This is a genomic window from Vibrio sp. 10N.261.54.E10 (assembly GCF_002877735.2).
In the GTDB taxonomy this organism is placed as follows: Bacteria; Pseudomonadota; Gammaproteobacteria; order Enterobacterales; family Vibrionaceae; genus Vibrio; species Vibrio crassostreae_C.
This window is the reverse complement of the sequence record NZ_MCXE02000001.1, coordinates 2,489,479-2,507,776: the sequence shown is the minus strand read 5'-3', so window position 1 is coordinate 2,507,776 and position 18,298 is coordinate 2,489,479. Positions and strand designations below refer to the sequence as shown.

Genomic DNA, 18,298 nt, shown 5'->3' with positions numbered 1-18,298 from the left:
TAGCATATTATATAGAGGATGCACATTATGGCTGATAGTTCGACAGCGATTGAGACTCCACTTGTGGATGGTTTGTCTCAAGCAGAGCAGTGGTTAACAAATAATTCAGATTTATTTATCCAATATGGCGTAAATATCATTTCAGCACTGATAATTCTATTTATTGGTAACCTTATTGTTAAAGCAGTAGCGAATAGCGTGTCTAAGGTTCTTCAGAAGAAGAAAATGGACCAAGCAGTTGTGGAGTTCGTCCATGGTTTAGTTCGTTACTTGTTGTTTGTGATTGTTTTAATTGCTGCACTTGGTCGTTTAGGTGTTCAAACGGCATCTGTAGTTGCTGTTATTGGTGCGGCTGGTTTAGCCGTTGGTCTTGCACTACAAGGCTCACTATCTAACTTTGCTGCTGGTGTACTTATCGTTGCATTCCGTCCATTTAAGTCTGGTGACTATGTGGAAATTGGTGGTGTGGCAGGTTCAGTTGATTCTATTCAAATCTTCCAAACGGTTCTAACAACGCCAGACAACAAAATGGTTGTAGTACCTAACGGTAGCGTTATCGGCAGCCCAATCACAAACTATTCTCGTCATGCGACGCGTCGTATTGATCTAATGATTGGTGTTTCTTACAACGCTGATCTTCAGAAGGCAAAAGCGCTACTGACTAAGATCTGTGAATCTGATGAGCGTGTACTGAAAGAACCTGGCGTTCAAGTTGGTGTTCATACGCTTGCTGATTCTTCAGTTAACTTCGTTGTTCGTCCATGGGTTAGCACTGCTGACTACTGGAATGTTTATTTCGACCTGATGCAAGCAATCAAAGAAGGCTTGGATAACGAGGGTATCGAAATTCCATTCCCGCAAATGGATGTACACATGAATAAAGTAGAAGCTTAATTCCTAGTTAGTTTTTATAACTATAAGCTTTTATAAGGAAAGGCGGATAACTTAGGTTATCCGCCTTTTTTGTTGGTTTCATGAAGCTAAATAGATTTACCAGTATTGCTCAATAAGTCCATCGGTAAGCACCGTTGCTATGGCGAACATCATGGTTGCGACTGCGATATCAATGCCTTTCTTAACCTTAGGTTTAGATAGCGTCGGGCCTAGTTTTGCAGCGCCTAATGACAAAGAATAGAACCAGACGAACGAAGCCAATATAGTCCCCATAGCAAATGCAATTCTGTCGTTGCCTTCAAATTGCCCACCAATGGATCCAAGAATTACCACGGTATCCAAATAGAGATGTGGGTTTAATACTGTTACTGCCAATGCCCCTAAAATAACGGTGCGCTTGCCACGCGCTAATATCTCACCTTTCGACTCATCACTGGTGCGCACTTTGAATGCACTGCGTAGTGAGAGCAAACCATACACAGTCAGAAAAGCGATGCCACCTAGTGTCACTGAGGTAAGCAGTAATTCATTTTGCGACAAGATCGCTCCGCCGCCAAAAATGCCTAATGAGATAAACAGAGTATCGAGCAGGCTACAAATCGTTGCTGTCGTTAAATGATGATTGCGTTTTATCCCTTGATTTAGGACGTACGCATTCTGAGCGCCAATAGGGATAATCATACTTGCCCCTAGACCAAAACCTTGTAATAAAACCCAAAAACTCATTTTAACCTCCACTTATTTAACGATATTTACGTGCTATATGGCGAAGATACTCTGACCCTTTAAATAAGTATAATTAATGATTTTAATCCATTATTAGAGTTGCTAATGTGGTGATGAGTTAGCTTAAAAAGGAAGCAAATTGATGCGCGGATTGGATTATAAATGGATTGAAGCACTGGATGCTGTAGTAAAACAACGTAGTTTCGAAAGGGCTGCTGAGCAGTTATATATCTCCCAGTCGGCGGTATCTCAACGCATCAAACAGCTGGAAAAGTGGTTGGCTCAGCCAGCCTTGGTGAGAGAAAGCCCGCCTAGGCCAACGCCTGCGGGTAAAAAACTACTGGGCTTATATCGCCGTGTTCGTTTGTTAGAGCACGAGCTTGTGCCTGAGTTGATGAATGAAGAGGGTAATCAACCACTATCGATATCCATAGCCACCAACGCTGATAGTTTGGCGACATGGTTGCTACCAGCTTTGTCGGATGTGATTAAGTCTCGCCAAGTCGAGTTGAACCTCGCGATTCATGGTGAGTCGAGAACCATTGAAAAGATTAAAAGTGGCGAGGTGGCCGGTGCAATCAGTTTGGAGTCTCAAGCGATTCCTGGCTGCAGTGCTGACTATCTCGGTAGGATGGATTATGTGTGCGTGGCTAGCCCTGACTTTCATCAGCGTTACTTTGCAGAGGGCGTAAACTACGCCACCTTAAGCAACGCACCTGCGGTTTCCTATGATCAATACGATGATCTGCATAAGAAGTTTCTGCATGATCATTTTAACGTCCCGAGAGACAGTGTGATCAATCATACAGTCGGCAGTTCAGAAGCATTTGTGCGCTTGGCATTATCGGGTGTAGCCTATTGCTTGATCCCCCGATTACAGATTATCGATGAGCTCGAGTCTGGTGCTCTGATTGATATTACCCCTGGCTCTCTGCTCTCTTATCGCATCTATTGGCACCATTGGCAGCTTGAGAGCGGAGTATTAAAAGAGGTATCCCAAGCAATATTGAGTTTTGCTCACAATCACTTACCTCAGTAAACTGTTGGTTTTTTCAGCGTCAAAGTTCTGTTAGAAGTGTGTGCTCTGGATTGGCTAAACGATAAATTGCTCTATGATGAAAGGACATTTGTTTAGCATAGGTCATACCTAATGAAGCTTGTACCAAAGATGTTAGCAACGTCTCTTACTCTTACTGCGGCGTTGAGTGCTGTGAGTTTTCCATCATTGGCTGACTCTCCATCCTTTCCTCATATTTCAACGACAGGCTATGGTGAAGTGATCGCTACACCTGATATGGCGACATTCTCTGTGAGAGTCGTGGAATCGACGATGACTGCTGAACAGGCTAAAAATACCGTTGATAAAGTCGTGACAGGCTTTCTAAACAAGCTACATCAAGCTGGTGTTGATGAGGCGAGTGTACACAGCTCTAACCTGTATTTATCTCCTCAATATCATTACCCGAAAGATGGCAAACCGGAACTGGTTGGCTACCGCGCCTCACGTAATGTGACCGTTCAAGTGACTGAGCTAGCTAATCTTAATGAGTACATGGATATTGCGATTGGAGAAGGCATTAATCAGATCGACAACATCCAACTGCAAGTTCGCGACCAAGCTAAGTATCAAGAGCAAGCGCGCTTAGAAGCCATTAAAGATGCGACATCAAAAGCTAAATCATTGGCGAGTGGTTTTGAGCGCGAGTTAGGTGATGTATGGCGCGTGGATTACAACGCCCAATCTTCTCAGCCAGTACTCATGCGTTCAATGGCGATGGATGCAAGAACAGAATCGAACTCTTATGAAGACTCAACAATCACCATTCGTGATCGCGTGAATGTGATCTACCAGATCGAAGAGTAATGACAGTGCTATAGAAGGTTTTGGATCATGACGACCTAATTACCTACGATAGGCCAAATGCTAAAAAGGCTCTCATGATGAGAGCCTTTTTTATGCATTTTGAGTGCGATGATTAGTGAAGAAGACGAGCACGGATTGTGCCTTCGATCTCTTTCAGTTTAAGCAGTGCTTCTTCAGAGCGATCGGCTTCTACATCGATAACGACATAACCCATATCAGCCGCAGTCTGTAGGTATTGACCCGCGATATTGATCCCTTCCTCAGCGAAGATGGTGTTGATCTGAGTTAGGATGCCTGGGCGGTTTTCGTGAATGTGTAATAAACGAGACGTTCCAGTATGCAGTGGTAGTGATACCTCAGGGAAGTTAACACTTGATAGCGTAGAGCCGTTATCAGAGTATTTCGCTAGCTTACCAGCAACTTCAACACCAATGTTCTCTTGTGCTTCTTGAGTTGAACCACCCACGTGAGGCGTTAGGATCACGTTATCGAACTGCATTAATGGAGACTCAAACGGGTCTGCATTGGTTTTTGGTTCTGTTGGGAAAACATCAATAGCCGCACCTGCAAGGTGTCCAGACTCCAGAGCGCCACACAGAGCAGGAATATCGACTACCGTGCCACGAGCTGCGTTGATAAAGATAGAACCAGGCTTCATGCGCTCGAACTCTTCTTTACCCATCATGTCTTTTGTTTCGTTGGTTTCAGGTACATGCAAAGAGATTACGTCACACTTGTTCAGTAATTCCGTCATGGTATGAACTTGCGTTGCGTTACCCAGAGACAGTTTGTTTTCAATGTCGTAGAAGTAAACACGCATGCCAAGGTTTTCAGCAATAATACCCAGTTGAGTACCGATGTGACCGTAGCCAATAATACCTAAACGCTTACCACGGGCTTCGTAAGAGTTGTCGGCACTCTTTTTCCAGATGCCACGGTGTGCAAGCGCGTTCTTTTCTGGAATGCCACGTAGTAGCAATAGAACCTGACCAAGAACGAGCTCAGCAACGCTTCGAGTGTTTGAGAACGGTGCGTTGAACACAGGGATACCGCGTTTTGCTGCTGCTTGAAGGTTGACTTGGTTAGTACCAATACAGAAACAACCGACGGCAACCAGCTTTTCAGCTGCATCAATAACTTCTTGGGAGATATTAGTGCGAGAACGAATACCAATGAAATGAGCATCTTTTACTGCTTCAAGAAGTTCATCTTCCGGTAGCGAGCCTTTGTGGTACTCAATGTTTGTGTAACCAGCGGCTTGCAGTACTTCTACAGAAGAAGGGTGAAGACCTTCTAGAAGTAGAATTTTAATTTTTTCTTTTTCCAGTGAAACTTTGGCCATTGTTCTCGTCCTTAAAATGGAAAGGTTGGGCAAATGCGGCGCACGTGCTACAAAATGGCTGAAAGGGGAACAAATTCACCACTTTGTTAGGAGACAAACGTTTTCCCTGTGCGTCTTCTGAACAATAAAGTAACAAAAAAAAAATGTTTTGGGTAAGAAAATTACGGAATAAGACATAATTTTACAGCAATAAAGCAAAAAAAACGGCGCCCTAGGGCACCGTATGTAATGAAGTAACAGAAAAACTCAATCTTCTATTATTTATTCTTCGATTTTTGCACCTTCAGGCGTGCCGGTGATAACCACATCAGCACCACGGTGAGCGAACAGACCAACCGTCACCACACCAGCTATACCATTGATGATATCTTCTAGTTGTTTCGGGTTTTCGATCGCCATGCCGTACACATCTAGGATCACGTTGCCGTTATCGGTTGTGCAGCCTTCGCGGTAAACTGGGTCACCACCAAGCTTAACTAACTCACGTGCCACGTATGAACGTGCCATTGGGATTACTTCAACAGGCAGTGGGAATTTACCCAACACATCAACTGCTTTAGTGCCGTCAACAATACACACAAACTTATCAGAGATAGCCGCTACGATTTTTTCACGAGTCAAAGCAGCGCCGCCGCCTTTGATCATATCGCGTGAAGCGTTAATCTCGTCTGCGCCATCAACATAGATGTCTAGTTTGAATACGTCGTTGCACTCAAATACTTTGATTTCTAGTGCTTCTAGTTTTTCAGTAGAGGCTACAGAGCTTGAAACCGCACCTTTGATTTTGTCTTTCATTGTGCCAAGTGCGTCGATGAAGTGATTTACTGTAGAGCCAGTACCTACACCTACAATGCTGCCTTCTTCAACATATTGAAGTGCTGCCCAGCCAGCTGCTTTTTTCATTTCATCTTGAGTCATGCCATTCTCCTGAATAAGGTCTTGCGCTTTGAATTAATCGTTCGCGTATTGAAGTTAACGTTTATATATCGAGGTTAACGTTTGCGGCGCGATTATAGCGCTTTAATGGTTGTTTTCCCATTGCCAAGTTTTACTCGGAGTCACGATTTTAGGTAACGGAATGTCCCATTCTTCAATCGGTAGCGTATCAACATGTTGGCAATCATGAGCCAAACCAATAGGAGCTGCACCTTCGCCCGTCTCGAACCACTTTGCCAAGGTGCGATCGTAATATCCGCCGCCCATACCTAAACGATGGCCATGGGAGTCAAAGCCTACAAGGGGCGTAAGAATAAGGTCGAGTTGCTGACAAGGTTTAACCAGCATTTGATTGAGCTGAGGTTCGACAATACCGTACTTATTCAAGACCGTCGGTGTGGTTGGCGAGTAGTGTAAAAACAGCAGGTGCCCGGCAGAGAAGGGGTGCAATACTGGTAAATAAGTTTGCTTACCTTGCGCCCATAACCATTCGATTAAAGGCTGAGTATCGAGTTCGCCATCGATAGAGATATAGAGGGCAATATGCTGAGCAGACTGAATTTCATCAAGCTGCATGCACTGCTTAACTAAGTCGATACCGGATTGAGTTTGTTGGTCGCCAGATAAGGCATTGCGTTTGATACGGATCTGTTTGCGAAATTCGCTGCGTGTGAGCGTCTTCATAAGAAGGGATACCCCAAAGTGCCGTTGAGAATAGATGGCCCTTGAACCAGCGAGTTCAAGGCGGATCAGCAATGATTACCGTAGGCTTCTCGGTCGGGCCGAGCATGCTCAATAGCACTCAAGTACTAACCCTTAGGGATTGCTTATCGGCTCGGGGACGTGAATCCTCTGACAAACACTCCAGGGTAAATTTTGTGTACGCTATTGCTGTCCGTGCTTAACTTTACTGAGGACATCTGAAAGTGATGTCGTGAGCTGTTCCATTCGCTCGGTCAGTGCGTTTTGTTCATCATTTGCTTCAAACTTCTTGGTTTGTAATTCGTAGCAAATATTCAGAGCTGCGATAGTCAGCAGCTTCACTTCATTGGTTACCTTAGTACGTTCAGCCATCTCTTTCAATCGATTATCAAGATCGGCCGCCGCTGCAATCAATGACTCTTCTTGCCCTGGGGGACAATTCACTCGAGTCAGTTTTCCTAATATTTCAACGTCTACCGCTTGATTACTCATGATGGATGAACTCTTTAACGCGCTATTTTTAAGGCTGCTGCTCTTTATCATTTTTTTTAAAAGAAAAAGTGCAAGTACCGATGAGGAAGCAATCTCCTCTGAGGGAGAAACTATAGGTAAACCGCTATTAAGATTCAAGCTTTTCAGAGTGACTGTTTGTAAATGAGAGCTTGAGCACACAGTAATTCAGCAAATTGAACAATTGGTAGTCAGTCATCCTTCAATTGCTCAGGATCGATGCTTACCAGAATTGGGGTGAAGTGGTACGATTAAACTATCGATATAAAGAATAACTGAGCGAGCTATCTGATGAGCGAAACTACTTTACCTGACTACCTAACGGTTGCGACTGAACTTCAATCGGCAAGTCTAGCCGTAACCCCTGCTGAGATGCATGGTTTATTAACGGGTATGTTGAGCGGAGGCTTAAACCTAACAGATAAAAGCTGGCAACCACTTATCTTTGATTACACCAACGAAGGTATGGGATGGCCAGATCGTGCTTTGACATTAGCGGAAGCGACACTAAAAGTAACGACCAGTGAAATCACAGGTTCAGGTATGGAACTATCTATGTTGCTGCCTGATGAAGATGCAAGTGCAAGCTTGTTTGATTTGGCGGATGGCGTTTCTGACTGGATTAACCACTTTATTTCTGGTTTAGGTCTGGTTGGCGCTCAATTAAACAAAGCGTCTGACGGTACTAAAGAAGCATTAGCTGATCTTGAAGAGATGGCAAAGCTCGGTATCGACGAAGAAGATGATCTAGAAGAGCAAGCACAGTTGCTAGAGCATGTTATTGAGCACGTAAAAGCGTGTGCATTGACAATTCATGCTGAATTCGGTGCTCGCCCATCTGAAGATGTGGCTCCAACCATTCATTAATCCGTTTGTCGGTTTGAGGTTATGATGGCTCAGTATGATGTTGTAATTGCTGGTGGTGCAATGGCAGGGGCTACGTTAGCTCTTGCTCTGAACCAATTAAGTCAAGGTTCCTTGTCGATTGCGGTAGTGGAGCCTTATCAGGTTAACCATCAAGCTCATCCAGGGTTTGATTCTCGTTCGATTGCTTTGTCCTATGGCACAGTGCAGATCCTGGATTCTTTGCGCTTATGGCAATCTATCGCTCCGGTCGCGACCCCGATTAAAGATATCCATGTTTCGGATCGCGGGCATGCCGGAATGACAGATATCTACAGTGAAGAGCTTGCGGTAGATGCACTTGGCTATGTGGTTGAATTGGCGGATGTGGGGCGAATCTATCAGCAAAAGCTTGAATCAGAAGCCACAATTACGATGCTTTGCCCTGAGTCTGTCAGTAACGTGGTACGTGATGAAGCACTAACTACCATTGAACTGACAAGTGGAAAGACAGTCACAACCAAATTATTGGTTGCTGCTGATGGTGCTATCTCAACCTGTTGCCAGCAACTGAATATACCATTGAGTGAACATGACTTTGAGCAAGTCGCTGTGATTGCTAATATTGTGGCGAGTGAACCCCATCAAGGTCGAGCATTTGAGCGTTTTACTCATCATGGGCCCGTCGCTCTATTACCGATGAATGACAACCGTTTGTCGCTGGTTTGGTGTTTGTCACCGGAACAAGCACATCAAGTTATGGCTTTAAACGATGACGAATTTCTTGAGCAGTTGCAGAATGACTTTGGTTGGCGACTTGGCCGATTAGAGAAGGTCGGCAAGCGCGCGAGTTACCCTCTGATTCTTCGTCACCGACAGCAAAATATCTCTCATCGATTTGCCATTGTTGGTAATGCTGCTCAAACGCTTCACCCAATTGCGGGGCAAGGCTTTAACCTAGGCATCCGAGATGTGGCTTCCTTGGCAGAAGAGTTGTGTACCCAGTTAGATGATGTAGGTCGTTACCGTGGTCTTGTTAACTTTAGAAAGCGTAGAGAACAAGACCGAGACGCAACGATCACGTTGACTTCAAGCCTAGTTCACCTGTTCTCAAACGATTATATGACCGCTCGCATTGGGCGTGATCTTGGGTTAGCCGTAATAGATAACCTTCCACCACTTAAAGGTCCACTTTTGCGTCATACGCTTGGCCTAGTAGAAAGATAAGGTAATAAATAATGATGCAAAGTGTTGATATCGCGATTGTTGGTGGTGGCATGGTTGGCCTAGCGCTTGCTGCTGCCCTAAAAGACAGTGACCTAAGAATCGCTGTCATTGAAGGCAGAGCGCCTAGTGAAGGGCTGAGTGAGCTGCCTGATGTGCGTGTATCCGCGTTGAGTCGTTCTAGTGAAGTGATTCTTCGTAATCTAGGTGCATGGCAAGGTATCGAACAAAGACGCGCTGCACCGTATCAAGCGATGGAAGTGTGGGAACAAGACAGTTTCGCTCGTATTGAGTTTGACTCGACACGCTTGGCTCAGCCTAATCTTGGTCATATCGTTGAAAACCGTGTGATTCAATTAGCGCTGCTTGATCAGGTTAAGAAACAAGACAACGTCAGCCTGTATATGCCCGCAACGTGTAAAACGATGGCGATTGGTGAAAGTGAAGCTTGGTTAACATTGGACAATGGTCAAGCACTGACAGCTAAGTTAGTTGTTGGAGCAGACGGCGCAAACTCTTGGGTTCGTAAGCAGCAAGATATCCCATTAACACATTGGGATTACGGACACAGTGCGATTGTCGCGAACATCAAAACCACAGAGCCGCACCACAGCGTTGCTCGTCAAATCTTCACGCCTCAAGGCCCATTGGCATTCCTACCAATGCAACCAAGCAACATGAGCTCGATTGTTTGGTCTACGGAACCAAATCGTGCCGAGAACCTCGTATCAATGTCGGATGCTGAATTCAACAAGCAGTTAACAGCTGAGTTCGATGCAAAGCTGGGCTTATGTGAAGTGGTTGGTGACCGTTTTGCCTTCCCACTGCGCATGCGTTATGCGCGTGACTTTGCGGTAGAGCGTGTGGCTTTGGTTGGTGATGCTGCTCATACCATTCACCCATTAGCAGGGCAGGGCGTGAACCTTGGCCTATTAGACGCAGCAAGCCTAGCGCAAGAGCTGTTAAAGCTATGGTCTGCGGGTGAAGACATTGGCACCAAGCGTAATCTTCGCGGCTACGAGCGCTGGAGAAAAGCAGAGGCGGCGAAAATGATTGCTTCAATGCAGGGCTTTAAAGATCTGTTTGAAGGCGATAACCCAGCTAAGAAGCTGATTCGTGGCATCGGTATGAAGCTTGCGGGCCAATTACCGGGTGCGAAAGATGAGATCATGAAGCGCGCACTGGGTTTGTCTGGCAATCTTCCTGACTTAGCTAAGCGTCCAGTGACTCATCGATAATGACATAGTGTTCTGGTGGTATATCGAATCATCATTGATACGAAAATTGGTACGAAAAAAGGGTTGGCATAATGCCAACCCTTTTTGTTTTTAATTCTGTAGATAATCAGGTCATGCGTACGCGCAGCGCAGTTTCATGATTTCACTATTTATTTCTTTCACTGTTTGAAAGTGACGTTTTTCTGCTCGGTCTGGTAGCACTAGCTTACCGTTATCAAACTCAAATTTTCCTACGCCGTAAATGTAGATTCGTCCTTTGAAAAGTCGACTTACATGTTTAGCAATCATACTCGGTGTATAGCGCTTAAACAGTCTCATTCTTAATTATCCTTATATTTACCTAGCCTGCATATTATAGAAAAACTCCGAGATAATAATTGTGATAAGCATGGAGTTATATGCAGTAGCGTTGACGTTAATTAGATATTTGTGCTGTTCTAAGCACTTTCTTCAGTAAATATCTATTTTTACGTGAGCTCCTCCCCAAAATAATACTGAGTAGTGAACTGCCGTGAACTTTTCTGTTCAGTATTAAGCAGTGATAATGTTACAAGTATAAGAATAGGCGGGATTTTTTTGTTTGTGTAATCAAATTGTAAATTTCGGACAAAAAAAAGCCCGTCTAAAACGGGCGAATAGTCACAGATGCATTACACAAAAGTGGATACTGATGTTACTCAGTGGATTCACTTGCACTGATTTGCTTAATAGCTAGTCAGTAAATTTACAATAACGCAAATTTAACCTTGTGACTACTTATGCTTTTATTTTGAGTAACTATTTATTAATGGTGTGTTCTTCTTATGACGAGGTTCACACTAAAAATGTACTCAATGAAATATTAAAATGAAGTTTGCGAAGCATGATCTAAACGATCATCGACTGATGTCCGCGACGGTCGGTGCACATAGCGCCATAAGATCATTGAGATCCAGCGCAACGCCAGCCATTCGGTCGCCGGAGCTAATGGTTACGGTCGAGTTGTTTTGAATGGAAGGATCAAAAATGATCGGCATGTGTCTCTTGAGAGCGAGCGGACCAACACAACCCACTTTAAAACCGGTGATCGCTTCAACATCAGCGAGCGACACGCAGGTCATTCGACGGCAATTCAGTACCGAGCGTACTTTCTTGGGGTCGACAGAGCGATCGCCAGCAGTACAGGCTAACGCATACTGGTTGCCCATATCCTTGAGCAGGATGCACTTCACCATTTGAGAGGCGTCGATGCCTCGCTCTTGTGCAGTTTCTTCAATGCTGGTGGTTGGCTTGCTTTGCATCAGCAGGCGATAATTCACCTGCTGTTGATCCAGCCATTGTGTAATCTGCGTTTCCACGTGGTTACTCGTCGTCAAGGCTGTACGGCAGTGGCAGGATATTCCATGTTTGATCAGGCTGCGCGGTCAGTCGCAGCTGAACATCGTCATCAAGGTTGTTTGGCAGTACCATCAAACCAATCGCTCGGTTATCAGCAAATTGATAGACGTTTAATAGTCGGCCTGCGCCACGCCAGTTCTCACCCACGCTACGCTCTAGTTCAATTGGGTTCTCTAGAGACAATACTTCTGCTGTCGTTCCTGAAACAATGCGCATCTCACGCTTGTTCATGCCACGGTACTTAGCACGAGCAACCGTTTCTTGACCTGTGTAACAGCCTTTTGAAAAGCTGATACCGCCAATCGCTTGCAGGTTAAGCGCTTGAGGGATGTGCTCGTTTTGCTCTGCTTTCGATAGGTTAGGCTGAGCATCAAGAATTTCATGATATTGCCAAAGTGTTTCTGATACTTTCTCCGCAGCGCTGTTTGATACCAAGGCTTCAGCGGCTTCTTCTGTCACAAGTAGAGCCCAGCGGTTATCTGCAACTTGAACCGCTGTACCACCAGAGATAGCACGCACATTACCTTGGCTTTCTGAAATAGAATCAATGTATTGATTAGCTGACGAACCCATCACACCGATAACAACGTCAGACGTTTGCTCGATATCGACCTTAGAGAACACCGCGTACTTCTTGATTTCAACGAGCTCGACTTCAATCGCTGATTTAGGTTGCATGAGTGCGTAGCCACCGTTGTGGTGGAACAAACGAAAGATACTCCATACCTTTCCTTTTGCATCACAGTGCGCGCCTAATGTGGATTCATCATTAGGAAGAGTGACGACATCGCACGTTACTTGACCCTGTAGGTACGACTTTTTGTCATCGCCTATCATGGTAATTGCACTCCAGTCTGATACGTGTGTCATCATCAGTTCTGGAAGCGATTCATTTTGCGTATGAGCGAGTGGCTGAAATATGTTTTTCCAATCCATTTTATCTTTCCTAAGAATTTTATTTGGCTCTATGTTAATCCGGTTCTGTTTCTTTGTCAGCCTAGGTTTTTTTGTGAGCTTAGATAGGGACTGTGACTCACATAGTAGTTGCAGGGCGTATGACTTGTTACACTCCGAGAAAGAAAAATTATAGGTGAGGATAGCCAATGTACACTGCAGAGCAGAAAGCACGAATTAAATGGGGTTGCCGTCGCGGCATGTTAGAACTTGATGTAGTCATCATGCCATTTTTCGAAGAGTGTTTTGATTCATTGCAAGAGCAGGAACAGCGCGAGTTTGTTTCTCTATTAGAGTGTGATGATCCAGATTTGTTTACTTGGGTAATGGGCCACGGACGCAGTGAAAACCTAGGCCATGCATCAATGGTTGATAAAATTGTCGCACACAACCTCAGCAAGGTTCGTTAAGCTTCAGCTTAACCCTTCGTATTCCGCATTATTTGCAAAAGGCACTATTTTTGGGTGCCTTTTGTTTTTCATCGTCCTGTCTTCTATTCCACTTGCCGCCAGCCTTTATTGCTTAGCTTTAATGATCCGCTTGTTCAGAAACAATCATGTGATTCTAAATAGTGTCTATGGGCGTTTTGATTACAGAGAGGATGGTGATATTCGACTCAATGACCGAACTTACCGACTCAAGTCCGTTGATAAGATCTGGGCGCAGTTCTTCGTTAAATTGCAGTTTGAATGTGGGCACTCGGTACTGCTTTGGCGGGACAGCTGTTGCGAGCGAGAATATCGCCATTTTCTGGCGAACTTACAACGAGCGCGCTAGAGAAGCCAAACTATTCGATGAAAGAAAGTATTAGATAAAAGAAAGCGTTAGACAAAAGAAAAGGGAGCACTCGGCTCCCTTTCGTTTAATCATTTTCCGCTGACGGCTAATTCGCTAAGCACGTTTAACCAATTATTATGATTGGCGTTTCTCTGGCGTCAGAATCGTTGGGCCACTGTCTTCTGCAAGTTCAGGGTAATCCAACGTGTAGTGGAGGCCGCGGCTCTCTTTACGTTGCATTGCACAACGAACCATTAGCTCTGCCACTTGTAGCAAGTTACGCAGTTCTAATAGGTTATTCGAAACCTTGAAGTAGCTGTAGTACTCATGAGTTTCTTGTTGCAGCATCTGAATGCGACGCAATGCTCGCTCTAGTCGTTTATCCGTTCGAACAATGCCCATGTAATCCCACATGAATAGGCGCAGTTCGTGCCAGTTGTGTTGAATGATAACTTCTTCATCACTGTTGGTGACCTGGCTTTCATCCCATGCTGGCAGTTCTGCACACAGTTGAGATTGGTCGATGTTCTCAACGATATCTTTTGCTGCTGCCCATGCGTAAACCACACACTCAAGCAGTGAGTTAGAAGCCATACGGTTTGCACCGTGTAAGCCGGTGTAGCTCACTTCGCCAATCGCATACAAGTTCGTTAGGTCGGTTTGACCCTGCTTATTAACCATGACACCACCACACGTGTAGTGAGCGGCTGGTACGATAGGGATCGGCTCTTTGGTCATATCGATGCCCAAGTCCATCAAGCGAGTATGGATCATCGGGAAGTGCGCTGTGATGAATTCTTCAGGCTTGTGGCTGATATCAACATACATACAGTCGGCACCCAAGCGCTTCATTTCGAAGTCAATTGCACGAGCAACCACATCACGTGGCGCCAGTTCACCGCGCTCATCGAAGTCCTTCATAAAGCGAGAACCATCTGGACGACGCAAGTAAGCACCTTCACCACGCAGTGCTTCCGTTAGTAGGAAGTTACGCGCTTCTGGGTGGAATAAACAAGTTGGGTGGAACTGGTTGAACTCAAGGTTTGCCACACGACAACCCGCACGCCAAGCGATAGCAATACCATCACCTGAAGAAACATCTGGGTTAGAGGTGTATTGGTAAACCTTTGAAGCGCCGCCTGTTGCTAATACAACAAACTTAGCGCGCACGGTTTCAACATGTTCTTGGTTACGGTTCCAAATGTAGGCACCGATCACCTTGTCTTTTGAACCACCAATCTTATCTTCCGTGATCAAATCCAGCGCATTGTGGCGCTCGAAGATCTCGATATTTGGGTGGTTGTTGACGTTATCTTGTAGTGAGGTTTGCATCGCCATGCCAGTTGCATCGGCAGCGTGCAGAATTCTGCGGTGACTGTGGCCACCCTCACGAGTGAGGTGATATTTTGGTTGGCCTTCTGTGCTGTTCTCATCTTTATCAAATGGAACACCACCATCAATCAGCCATTGCACACACTCTTTCGCATTTTCAGCAATGAATTGAACTGTATCTTCTTCGCATAACCCAGCCCCAGCGATTTGAGTATCCTCTACATGAGACTCAATACTGTCCGACTCATCGAACACCGCGGCGATACCACCTTGTGCGTAATACGTCGATCCTTCGCTGCGTGGTCCTTTGCTTAATACAATTACTTTTGCATGTTCTGCTACGCGTAAGGCTAATGACAAGCCTGCCGCACCACTTCCTACCACTAATACATCACACTGATGTTCACGGTTTGCGTTCATAAAACTTATTAAATCCCGGGCTATAGTCGAGTTGTCCACTCTCAATTGACTTTGTCTTGTTTTAGGAGTTTGGCTAAGACTGTTATAATCTCTCCAGAGTCATCCTTAAACGCTATGCAAAATCAATATATAGACAGCTATCTAGAAATATTTAATTGCTCAATACCATTGCTTTTGCTCAAGTTTCCCCAAATTGATAGGGATAGCTATTTTTATTACATCACATTGTGAAACAATAATGGCAAATAATTTTAAGAAAGTTGGAACTTTCGGTATTTGGCTTAGTCACAATAGTGCTCTTGTAGACGGTGGTGTCAATACTACATTTCGCATAATTAGTCCCCATATCTGTGAAGGTGAGGGTTATAACAATAGGAGTACCCGCTCGAATGAACGAGCAGCTAACCGATCAAGTGTTGATTGAGCGAGTTCAGAGTGGAGATAAGCAGGCATTTAACTTACTAGTGGTTAAGTATCAAAACAAAGTTTGTAATCTTATCTCTCGATACGTGAATAATTCCGGTGATGTACCTGATGTAGCACAAGAAGCTTTTATTAAAGCTTACCGCGCGATACCTAACTTTCGTGGCGAGAGTGCCTTCTATACATGGTTATACCGAATTGCCGTGAACACCGCTAAAAATCATATCGTTGCCCAAAGCCGTAGGCCGCCAGCAACCGATGTAGATGCAGAAGATGCAGAATATTACGAAACAGGCAGCGCGTTAAAAGAAATATCGAACCCTGAGAACTTAACGCTGTCTAAAGAATTGAAACAAGTTGTTTTTGGAGCGATTGAAGCGCTACCAGAAGACTTAAAAACTGCAATGACGTTGCGAGAGCTCGAAGGTTTGAGCTACGAAGAGATTGCAGAAGTAATGGATTGCCCTGTAGGAACCGTACGTTCGCGTATTTTCCGAGCTCGTGAAGCGGTGGAAAAGAAAATCAAACCTCTTTTGCAACGCTAGAACTTGTAATAATTATGGTGAAAATAATGGCTGATAAAGAAAAGCTTTCGGCACTCATGGATGGTGAAACGATCGATAAAGCTCTCATTGTAGATCTAGAATCTGATCAAGAAAGCATGGATACTTGGCAGAGTTACCATTTAATTGGTGATGTTATGCGTGGGGATTCGCCAGAAACTCCAGAGTGGAACATTGCCAATAGTGTAGCGGCAGCGCTTGAGAACGAGCCTGCACATGGTTCAATGTCGAACCTGCACCAAGTGAATGTTGAACCTACTGTTGCTCCAATTGAAGAGCAACCTAAACCTCAGCAAGCGAAGCGTCAGCTTCCGGCGTGGTTACAACAGTTTGGACAAGTTGCCGTGGCAGCGTGTGTTTCATTAGCCGTTGTATTAGGTGTTCAACAATATGGTGGTAGCGACCCTGCAGCACCAGAGCAGTTGCCTGTACTCCAGACGATTCCATTTGCCGGTTCTGCGGAACCAGTAAGTTTAACGCGTGACTCTGTTGAGAAACCAACATCTGAAGCTAACTTGCAAGAGCAGCGCAAACGCGTTCATGCATTGTTAGAAGATTATGAGCTGCAGCTAAGATTAAACAGTGATGCATCGCCAATGCAAGATGCACATCTAGAATCGGACATTGAATGAAGAAAATCCTGGTCAGTGCACTGACACTGTTCAGCTTGATGTCTCCAACAGCCTTTGCAGAGGAAACCACTGCAAAGGCCTTGTTGCATCAAATGAACGAGGCCAGTCAGCATCTAAATTACGAACTCTCCTACATTTTGATAAAGAAGAGCAGTATTGAGCCTCTTGTTTATCGCCATGCGGTTAACGACGACCAACAACTTGCACACCTTGTTTATCTAAGCGGCCCTGTTCGTGAAGTCATTCGACGTGGCAACGAAGTTAGCTACATCGAGCCGGGTACAGAGCCATTTACGATTCAGTCAGGCAGCATGGTTGCGCCTGTTATTCCGATGATTAATCGAGATATCGAATCTCTGAATCAGTACTACGACTTTGTGAAAGTTGGTCGCTCTCGTGAAGCAGGTAGCACCACTCAAGTGCTGCGTGTCGTGCCGAAAGATGGCCTTCGCTACTCTTACGTGGTTTGGGTAGACGAAAAAACGAATCTTCCTTTGCGTGCCGACCTTTTGGATCGTGATGGCGAAGTGCTTGAACAGTACCGCACTATCTCTTACGTGGTGAACGATAAGATTGCTGAGGCTATGGGTGGCTTGAGCCAAGCTCAATTGCCGAAAGTTTTATCATTACCGGAAGGCTTAGTGAGTGAAACTAACTGGCAAGCGTCGTGGATTCCTGAAGGGTTTAAATCAAAAGAGCTTAGCCGCTATCAAATGGCTGCGACCGATAAAATGGTTGAAAGTCAGCTTTTCAGTGATGGACTGTTTAACTTTTCGGTTTATATCGCGGAAAAAGATGAGCATTCATTGAAAGGGCAGCTGGTGCGTCAAGGGCGTAGAACCTTGCACAGCTTAGTGATTGGCGATAAAGAGATCTCTGTGGTTGGTGACATTCCGCCGGCAACTGCAAAACGTATTGCTCAGTCAGTTACATTTAATAAATCGGTACAAGCGCAATGATGACCGCGCTGGCGACCGTTAGCTCGGTTGAACAAAAAGGTAAGCAATACTTTGTTCAATTGAGCTGCGAACAACAAACCAGTTGTAGCAGCTGTTCTTCTCAAAAAAACTGCGGTACGGGTATTGTGACCAAGGCTGTTGGCAATAAATCTTTGTTTTGGCAGCTTAAAACCAAAAGCTTAGTCAAAGCTGGACAAATCGTAGAAATTGGCTTTCCAGAAAAAAGCCTACTTCAGTCGGCGGCGATTGTTTATCTCATCCCACTTTTCATGTTGATGATTGGTGCTGGTTTTGGGCAACTCTTGTTACAACCCTTACTCCAGGGGGGCGAGGGCATTGTTATCTTAAGTGCAGCACTGTTTACTGCTGGTGGGATTGCCTTAGCGAAGCGGTTAGCCAAACCCATGGAAGACAAATCCAAGCAAGAAGTCGTCTTGATTCGAATCCTAGGTGAGTCTCTCGTCTAATTTATGATGCTTCTTGCCCTTAAATTGGGTAGAATCTGCCAACTTGATTGAAATGCCGCCACCAATGCTGACTGTAGATTGGACGCGTCGCGGCTTTCTTATTATCCCTATTCAA

21 protein-coding genes and 1 other RNA gene are annotated in these 18,298 nt (G+C 44.9%); 12 read left to right on the top strand and 10 right to left on the bottom strand.

Annotation, left to right across the window (positions count from 1 at the left end; translation table 11 throughout):
- The first annotated feature begins 27 nt into the window (after window positions 1–27).
- Window positions 28–894: a small-conductance mechanosensitive channel MscS gene (gene mscS, locus BCU07_RS11020; RefSeq protein WP_017066019.1), complete on the top strand. Its 867-nt coding sequence runs from the start codon at window positions 28–30 to the stop codon at window positions 892–894.
- Window positions 895–990: 96 nt separating this feature from the next.
- On the opposite strand, the gene BCU07_RS11015 is transcribed toward mscS, so the two are convergent.
- The gene (locus tag BCU07_RS11015) at window positions 991–1,620 is read right to left on the bottom strand and encodes a LysE/ArgO family amino acid transporter (RefSeq protein ID WP_017059061.1); all 630 of its coding nucleotides are present in this window, start codon (window positions 1,618–1,620) and stop codon (window positions 991–993) included.
- A gap of 142 nt (window positions 1,621–1,762) precedes the next feature.
- Here BCU07_RS11015 and BCU07_RS11010 point away from each other — a divergent pair, with 142 nt between their 5' ends.
- Both BCU07_RS11010 and BCU07_RS11005 read left to right on the top strand, forming a co-directional pair.
- The gene (locus BCU07_RS11010; protein ID WP_102427895.1) at window positions 1,763–2,659 is read left to right on the top strand and encodes a LysR family transcriptional regulator ArgP; all 897 of its coding nucleotides are present in this window, start codon (window positions 1,763–1,765) and stop codon (window positions 2,657–2,659) included.
- A 111-nt stretch (window positions 2,660–2,770) separates the two neighbouring features.
- Window positions 2,771–3,484 (top strand): oxidative stress defense protein, encoded by a 714-nt coding sequence (locus tag BCU07_RS11005; protein ID WP_017059059.1) that lies wholly within the window; start codon window positions 2,771–2,773, stop codon window positions 3,482–3,484.
- Window positions 3,485–3,596: 112 nt separating this feature from the next.
- Here the strand turns inward: BCU07_RS11005 and serA are convergent, their stop codons facing one another.
- From serA to zapA, 5 genes are all read right to left on the bottom strand, one after another.
- Window positions 3,597–4,826, bottom strand: a complete 1,230-nt coding sequence (gene serA / locus BCU07_RS11000) for a phosphoglycerate dehydrogenase (protein WP_017059058.1) — start codon at window positions 4,824–4,826, stop codon at window positions 3,597–3,599.
- Window positions 4,827–5,087: 261 nt separating this feature from the next.
- Window positions 5,088–5,744, bottom strand: coding sequence for a ribose-5-phosphate isomerase RpiA (rpiA, locus tag BCU07_RS10995; protein WP_048605825.1), 657 nt, complete (start codon window positions 5,742–5,744; stop codon window positions 5,088–5,090).
- A 102-nt stretch (window positions 5,745–5,846) separates the two neighbouring features.
- The gene (locus BCU07_RS10990) at window positions 5,847–6,446 is read right to left on the bottom strand and encodes a 5-formyltetrahydrofolate cyclo-ligase (RefSeq protein WP_017059056.1); all 600 of its coding nucleotides are present in this window, start codon (window positions 6,444–6,446) and stop codon (window positions 5,847–5,849) included.
- Window positions 6,447–6,452: 6 nt separating this feature from the next.
- Window positions 6,453–6,636, bottom strand: a non-coding RNA gene (ssrS, locus tag BCU07_RS10985) — 6S RNA.
- Window positions 6,637–6,647: 11 nt separating this feature from the next.
- Window positions 6,648–6,956 (bottom strand): cell division protein ZapA, encoded by a 309-nt coding sequence (gene zapA, locus BCU07_RS10980; protein WP_004735366.1) that lies wholly within the window; start codon window positions 6,954–6,956, stop codon window positions 6,648–6,650.
- A gap of 309 nt (window positions 6,957–7,265) precedes the next feature.
- Here zapA and BCU07_RS10975 point away from each other — a divergent pair, with 309 nt between their 5' ends.
- From BCU07_RS10975 to BCU07_RS10965, 3 genes are read left to right on the top strand one after another with little or no spacing between them, the layout of a single operon-like run.
- Entirely contained in the window at window positions 7,266–7,841 is a 576-nt protein-coding gene (locus BCU07_RS10975) for a YecA family protein (protein WP_010435718.1), read from the top strand.
- A 24-nt stretch (window positions 7,842–7,865) separates the two neighbouring features.
- Window positions 7,866–9,044 (top strand): 2-octaprenyl-6-methoxyphenyl hydroxylase, encoded by a 1,179-nt coding sequence (gene ubiH, locus BCU07_RS10970; RefSeq protein WP_102427894.1) that lies wholly within the window; start codon window positions 7,866–7,868, stop codon window positions 9,042–9,044.
- A gap of 11 nt (window positions 9,045–9,055) precedes the next feature.
- Window positions 9,056–10,279, top strand: coding sequence for an FAD-dependent 2-octaprenylphenol hydroxylase (locus BCU07_RS10965; protein WP_017063203.1), 1,224 nt, complete (start codon window positions 9,056–9,058; stop codon window positions 10,277–10,279).
- A gap of 111 nt (window positions 10,280–10,390) precedes the next feature.
- Here BCU07_RS10965 and BCU07_RS10960 read toward each other — a convergent pair whose 3' ends face one another.
- The 3 genes from BCU07_RS10960 to ygfZ all read right to left on the bottom strand — a co-directional run bounded on the left by BCU07_RS10960 (window position 10,391) and on the right by ygfZ (window position 12,592).
- Window positions 10,391–10,597 carry a DUF1107 domain-containing protein gene (locus BCU07_RS10960; RefSeq protein WP_009847660.1) on the bottom strand — a complete coding sequence of 69 codons (207 nt, stop codon included), beginning with the start codon at window positions 10,595–10,597 and terminating at the stop codon, window positions 10,391–10,393.
- Window positions 10,598–11,154: 557 nt separating this feature from the next.
- Complete coding sequence (locus tag BCU07_RS10955) at window positions 11,155–11,616, bottom strand: aminoacyl-tRNA deacylase (RefSeq protein ID WP_029235114.1); 462 nt, start codon at window positions 11,614–11,616, stop codon at window positions 11,155–11,157.
- A gap of 4 nt (window positions 11,617–11,620) precedes the next feature.
- A complete protein-coding gene (gene ygfZ / locus BCU07_RS10950) occupies window positions 11,621–12,592 on the bottom strand; it encodes a tRNA-modifying protein YgfZ (protein ID WP_017070455.1) in 972 nt (323 codons plus the stop codon).
- A gap of 167 nt (window positions 12,593–12,759) precedes the next feature.
- Here ygfZ and BCU07_RS10945 point away from each other — a divergent pair, with 167 nt between their 5' ends.
- Together BCU07_RS10945 and BCU07_RS10940 are read left to right on the top strand one after the other, a co-directional pair.
- A complete protein-coding gene (locus tag BCU07_RS10945) occupies window positions 12,760–13,020 on the top strand; it encodes a succinate dehydrogenase assembly factor 2 (RefSeq protein ID WP_004735374.1) in 261 nt (86 codons plus the stop codon).
- A complete protein-coding gene (locus BCU07_RS10940; RefSeq protein ID WP_324295273.1) occupies window positions 12,968–13,387 on the top strand; it encodes a protein YgfX in 420 nt (139 codons plus the stop codon). The genes BCU07_RS10945 and BCU07_RS10940 overlap by 53 nt, the downstream gene beginning before the upstream one ends.
- 135 nt (window positions 13,388–13,522) lie before the next feature.
- Here the strand turns inward: BCU07_RS10940 and nadB are convergent, their stop codons facing one another.
- A complete protein-coding gene (gene nadB / locus BCU07_RS10935) occupies window positions 13,523–15,139 on the bottom strand; it encodes an L-aspartate oxidase (RefSeq protein ID WP_017059049.1) in 1,617 nt (538 codons plus the stop codon).
- Window positions 15,140–15,528: 389 nt separating this feature from the next.
- On the opposite strand from nadB, the gene rpoE reads away from it, so the two are divergent.
- From rpoE to BCU07_RS10915, 4 genes are read left to right on the top strand one after another with little or no spacing between them, the layout of a single operon-like run.
- Window positions 15,529–16,107 carry an RNA polymerase sigma factor RpoE gene (gene rpoE, locus BCU07_RS10930; protein ID WP_008223963.1) on the top strand — a complete coding sequence of 193 codons (579 nt, stop codon included), beginning with the start codon at window positions 15,529–15,531 and terminating at the stop codon, window positions 16,105–16,107.
- 26 nt (window positions 16,108–16,133) lie between these two features.
- Window positions 16,134–16,757, top strand: coding sequence for a sigma-E factor negative regulatory protein (locus BCU07_RS10925; protein ID WP_102427893.1), 624 nt, complete (start codon window positions 16,134–16,136; stop codon window positions 16,755–16,757).
- The gene (gene rseB / locus BCU07_RS10920) at window positions 16,754–17,716 is read left to right on the top strand and encodes a sigma-E factor regulatory protein RseB (protein WP_017059047.1); all 963 of its coding nucleotides are present in this window, start codon (window positions 16,754–16,756) and stop codon (window positions 17,714–17,716) included. Before BCU07_RS10925 ends, rseB begins: the two co-directional genes overlap by 4 nt.
- Window positions 17,713–18,183: a SoxR reducing system RseC family protein gene (locus BCU07_RS10915; protein WP_017059046.1), complete on the top strand. Its 471-nt coding sequence runs from the start codon at window positions 17,713–17,715 to the stop codon at window positions 18,181–18,183. Before rseB ends, BCU07_RS10915 begins: the two co-directional genes overlap by 4 nt.
- The last annotated feature ends 115 nt before the right edge of the window (window positions 18,184–18,298 follow it).

Coding starts and splice junctions, on each gene's coding strand:
- rpoE (WP_008223963.1), top strand. CDS start 15,529: ATGAACGAGCAGCTAACCGATCAAGTGTTGATTGAGCGAGTTCAGAGT.
- BCU07_RS10965 (WP_017063203.1), top strand. CDS start 9,056: ATGATGCAAAGTGTTGATATCGCGATTGTTGGTGGTGGCATGGTTGGC.
- BCU07_RS10960 (WP_009847660.1), bottom strand. CDS start 10,597: ATGAGACTGTTTAAGCGCTATACACCGAGTATGATTGCTAAACATGTA.
- BCU07_RS10940 (WP_324295273.1), top strand. CDS start 12,968: ATGCATCAATGGTTGATAAAATTGTCGCACACAACCTCAGCAAGGTTC.
- BCU07_RS10925 (WP_102427893.1), top strand. CDS start 16,134: ATGGCTGATAAAGAAAAGCTTTCGGCACTCATGGATGGTGAAACGATC.
- BCU07_RS11005 (WP_017059059.1), top strand. CDS start 2,771: ATGAAGCTTGTACCAAAGATGTTAGCAACGTCTCTTACTCTTACTGCG.
- BCU07_RS10915 (WP_017059046.1), top strand. CDS start 17,713: ATGATGACCGCGCTGGCGACCGTTAGCTCGGTTGAACAAAAAGGTAAG.
- mscS (WP_017066019.1), top strand. CDS start 28: ATGGCTGATAGTTCGACAGCGATTGAGACTCCACTTGTGGATGGTTTG.
- ygfZ (WP_017070455.1), bottom strand. CDS start 12,592: ATGGATTGGAAAAACATATTTCAGCCACTCGCTCATACGCAAAATGAA.
- serA (WP_017059058.1), bottom strand. CDS start 4,826: ATGGCCAAAGTTTCACTGGAAAAAGAAAAAATTAAAATTCTACTTCTA.
- nadB (WP_017059049.1), bottom strand. CDS start 15,139: ATGAACGCAAACCGTGAACATCAGTGTGATGTATTAGTGGTAGGAAGT.
- ubiH (WP_102427894.1), top strand. CDS start 7,866: ATGGCTCAGTATGATGTTGTAATTGCTGGTGGTGCAATGGCAGGGGCT.
- rpiA (WP_048605825.1), bottom strand. CDS start 5,744: ATGACTCAAGATGAAATGAAAAAAGCAGCTGGCTGGGCAGCACTTCAA.
- BCU07_RS11015 (WP_017059061.1), bottom strand. CDS start 1,620: ATGAGTTTTTGGGTTTTATTACAAGGTTTTGGTCTAGGGGCAAGTATG.
- rseB (WP_017059047.1), top strand. CDS start 16,754: ATGAAGAAAATCCTGGTCAGTGCACTGACACTGTTCAGCTTGATGTCT.
- BCU07_RS10945 (WP_004735374.1), top strand. CDS start 12,760: ATGTACACTGCAGAGCAGAAAGCACGAATTAAATGGGGTTGCCGTCGC.
- BCU07_RS10990 (WP_017059056.1), bottom strand. CDS start 6,446: ATGAAGACGCTCACACGCAGCGAATTTCGCAAACAGATCCGTATCAAA.
- zapA (WP_004735366.1), bottom strand. CDS start 6,956: ATGAGTAATCAAGCGGTAGACGTTGAAATATTAGGAAAACTGACTCGA.
- BCU07_RS11010 (WP_102427895.1), top strand. CDS start 1,763: ATGCGCGGATTGGATTATAAATGGATTGAAGCACTGGATGCTGTAGTA.
- BCU07_RS10975 (WP_010435718.1), top strand. CDS start 7,266: ATGAGCGAAACTACTTTACCTGACTACCTAACGGTTGCGACTGAACTT.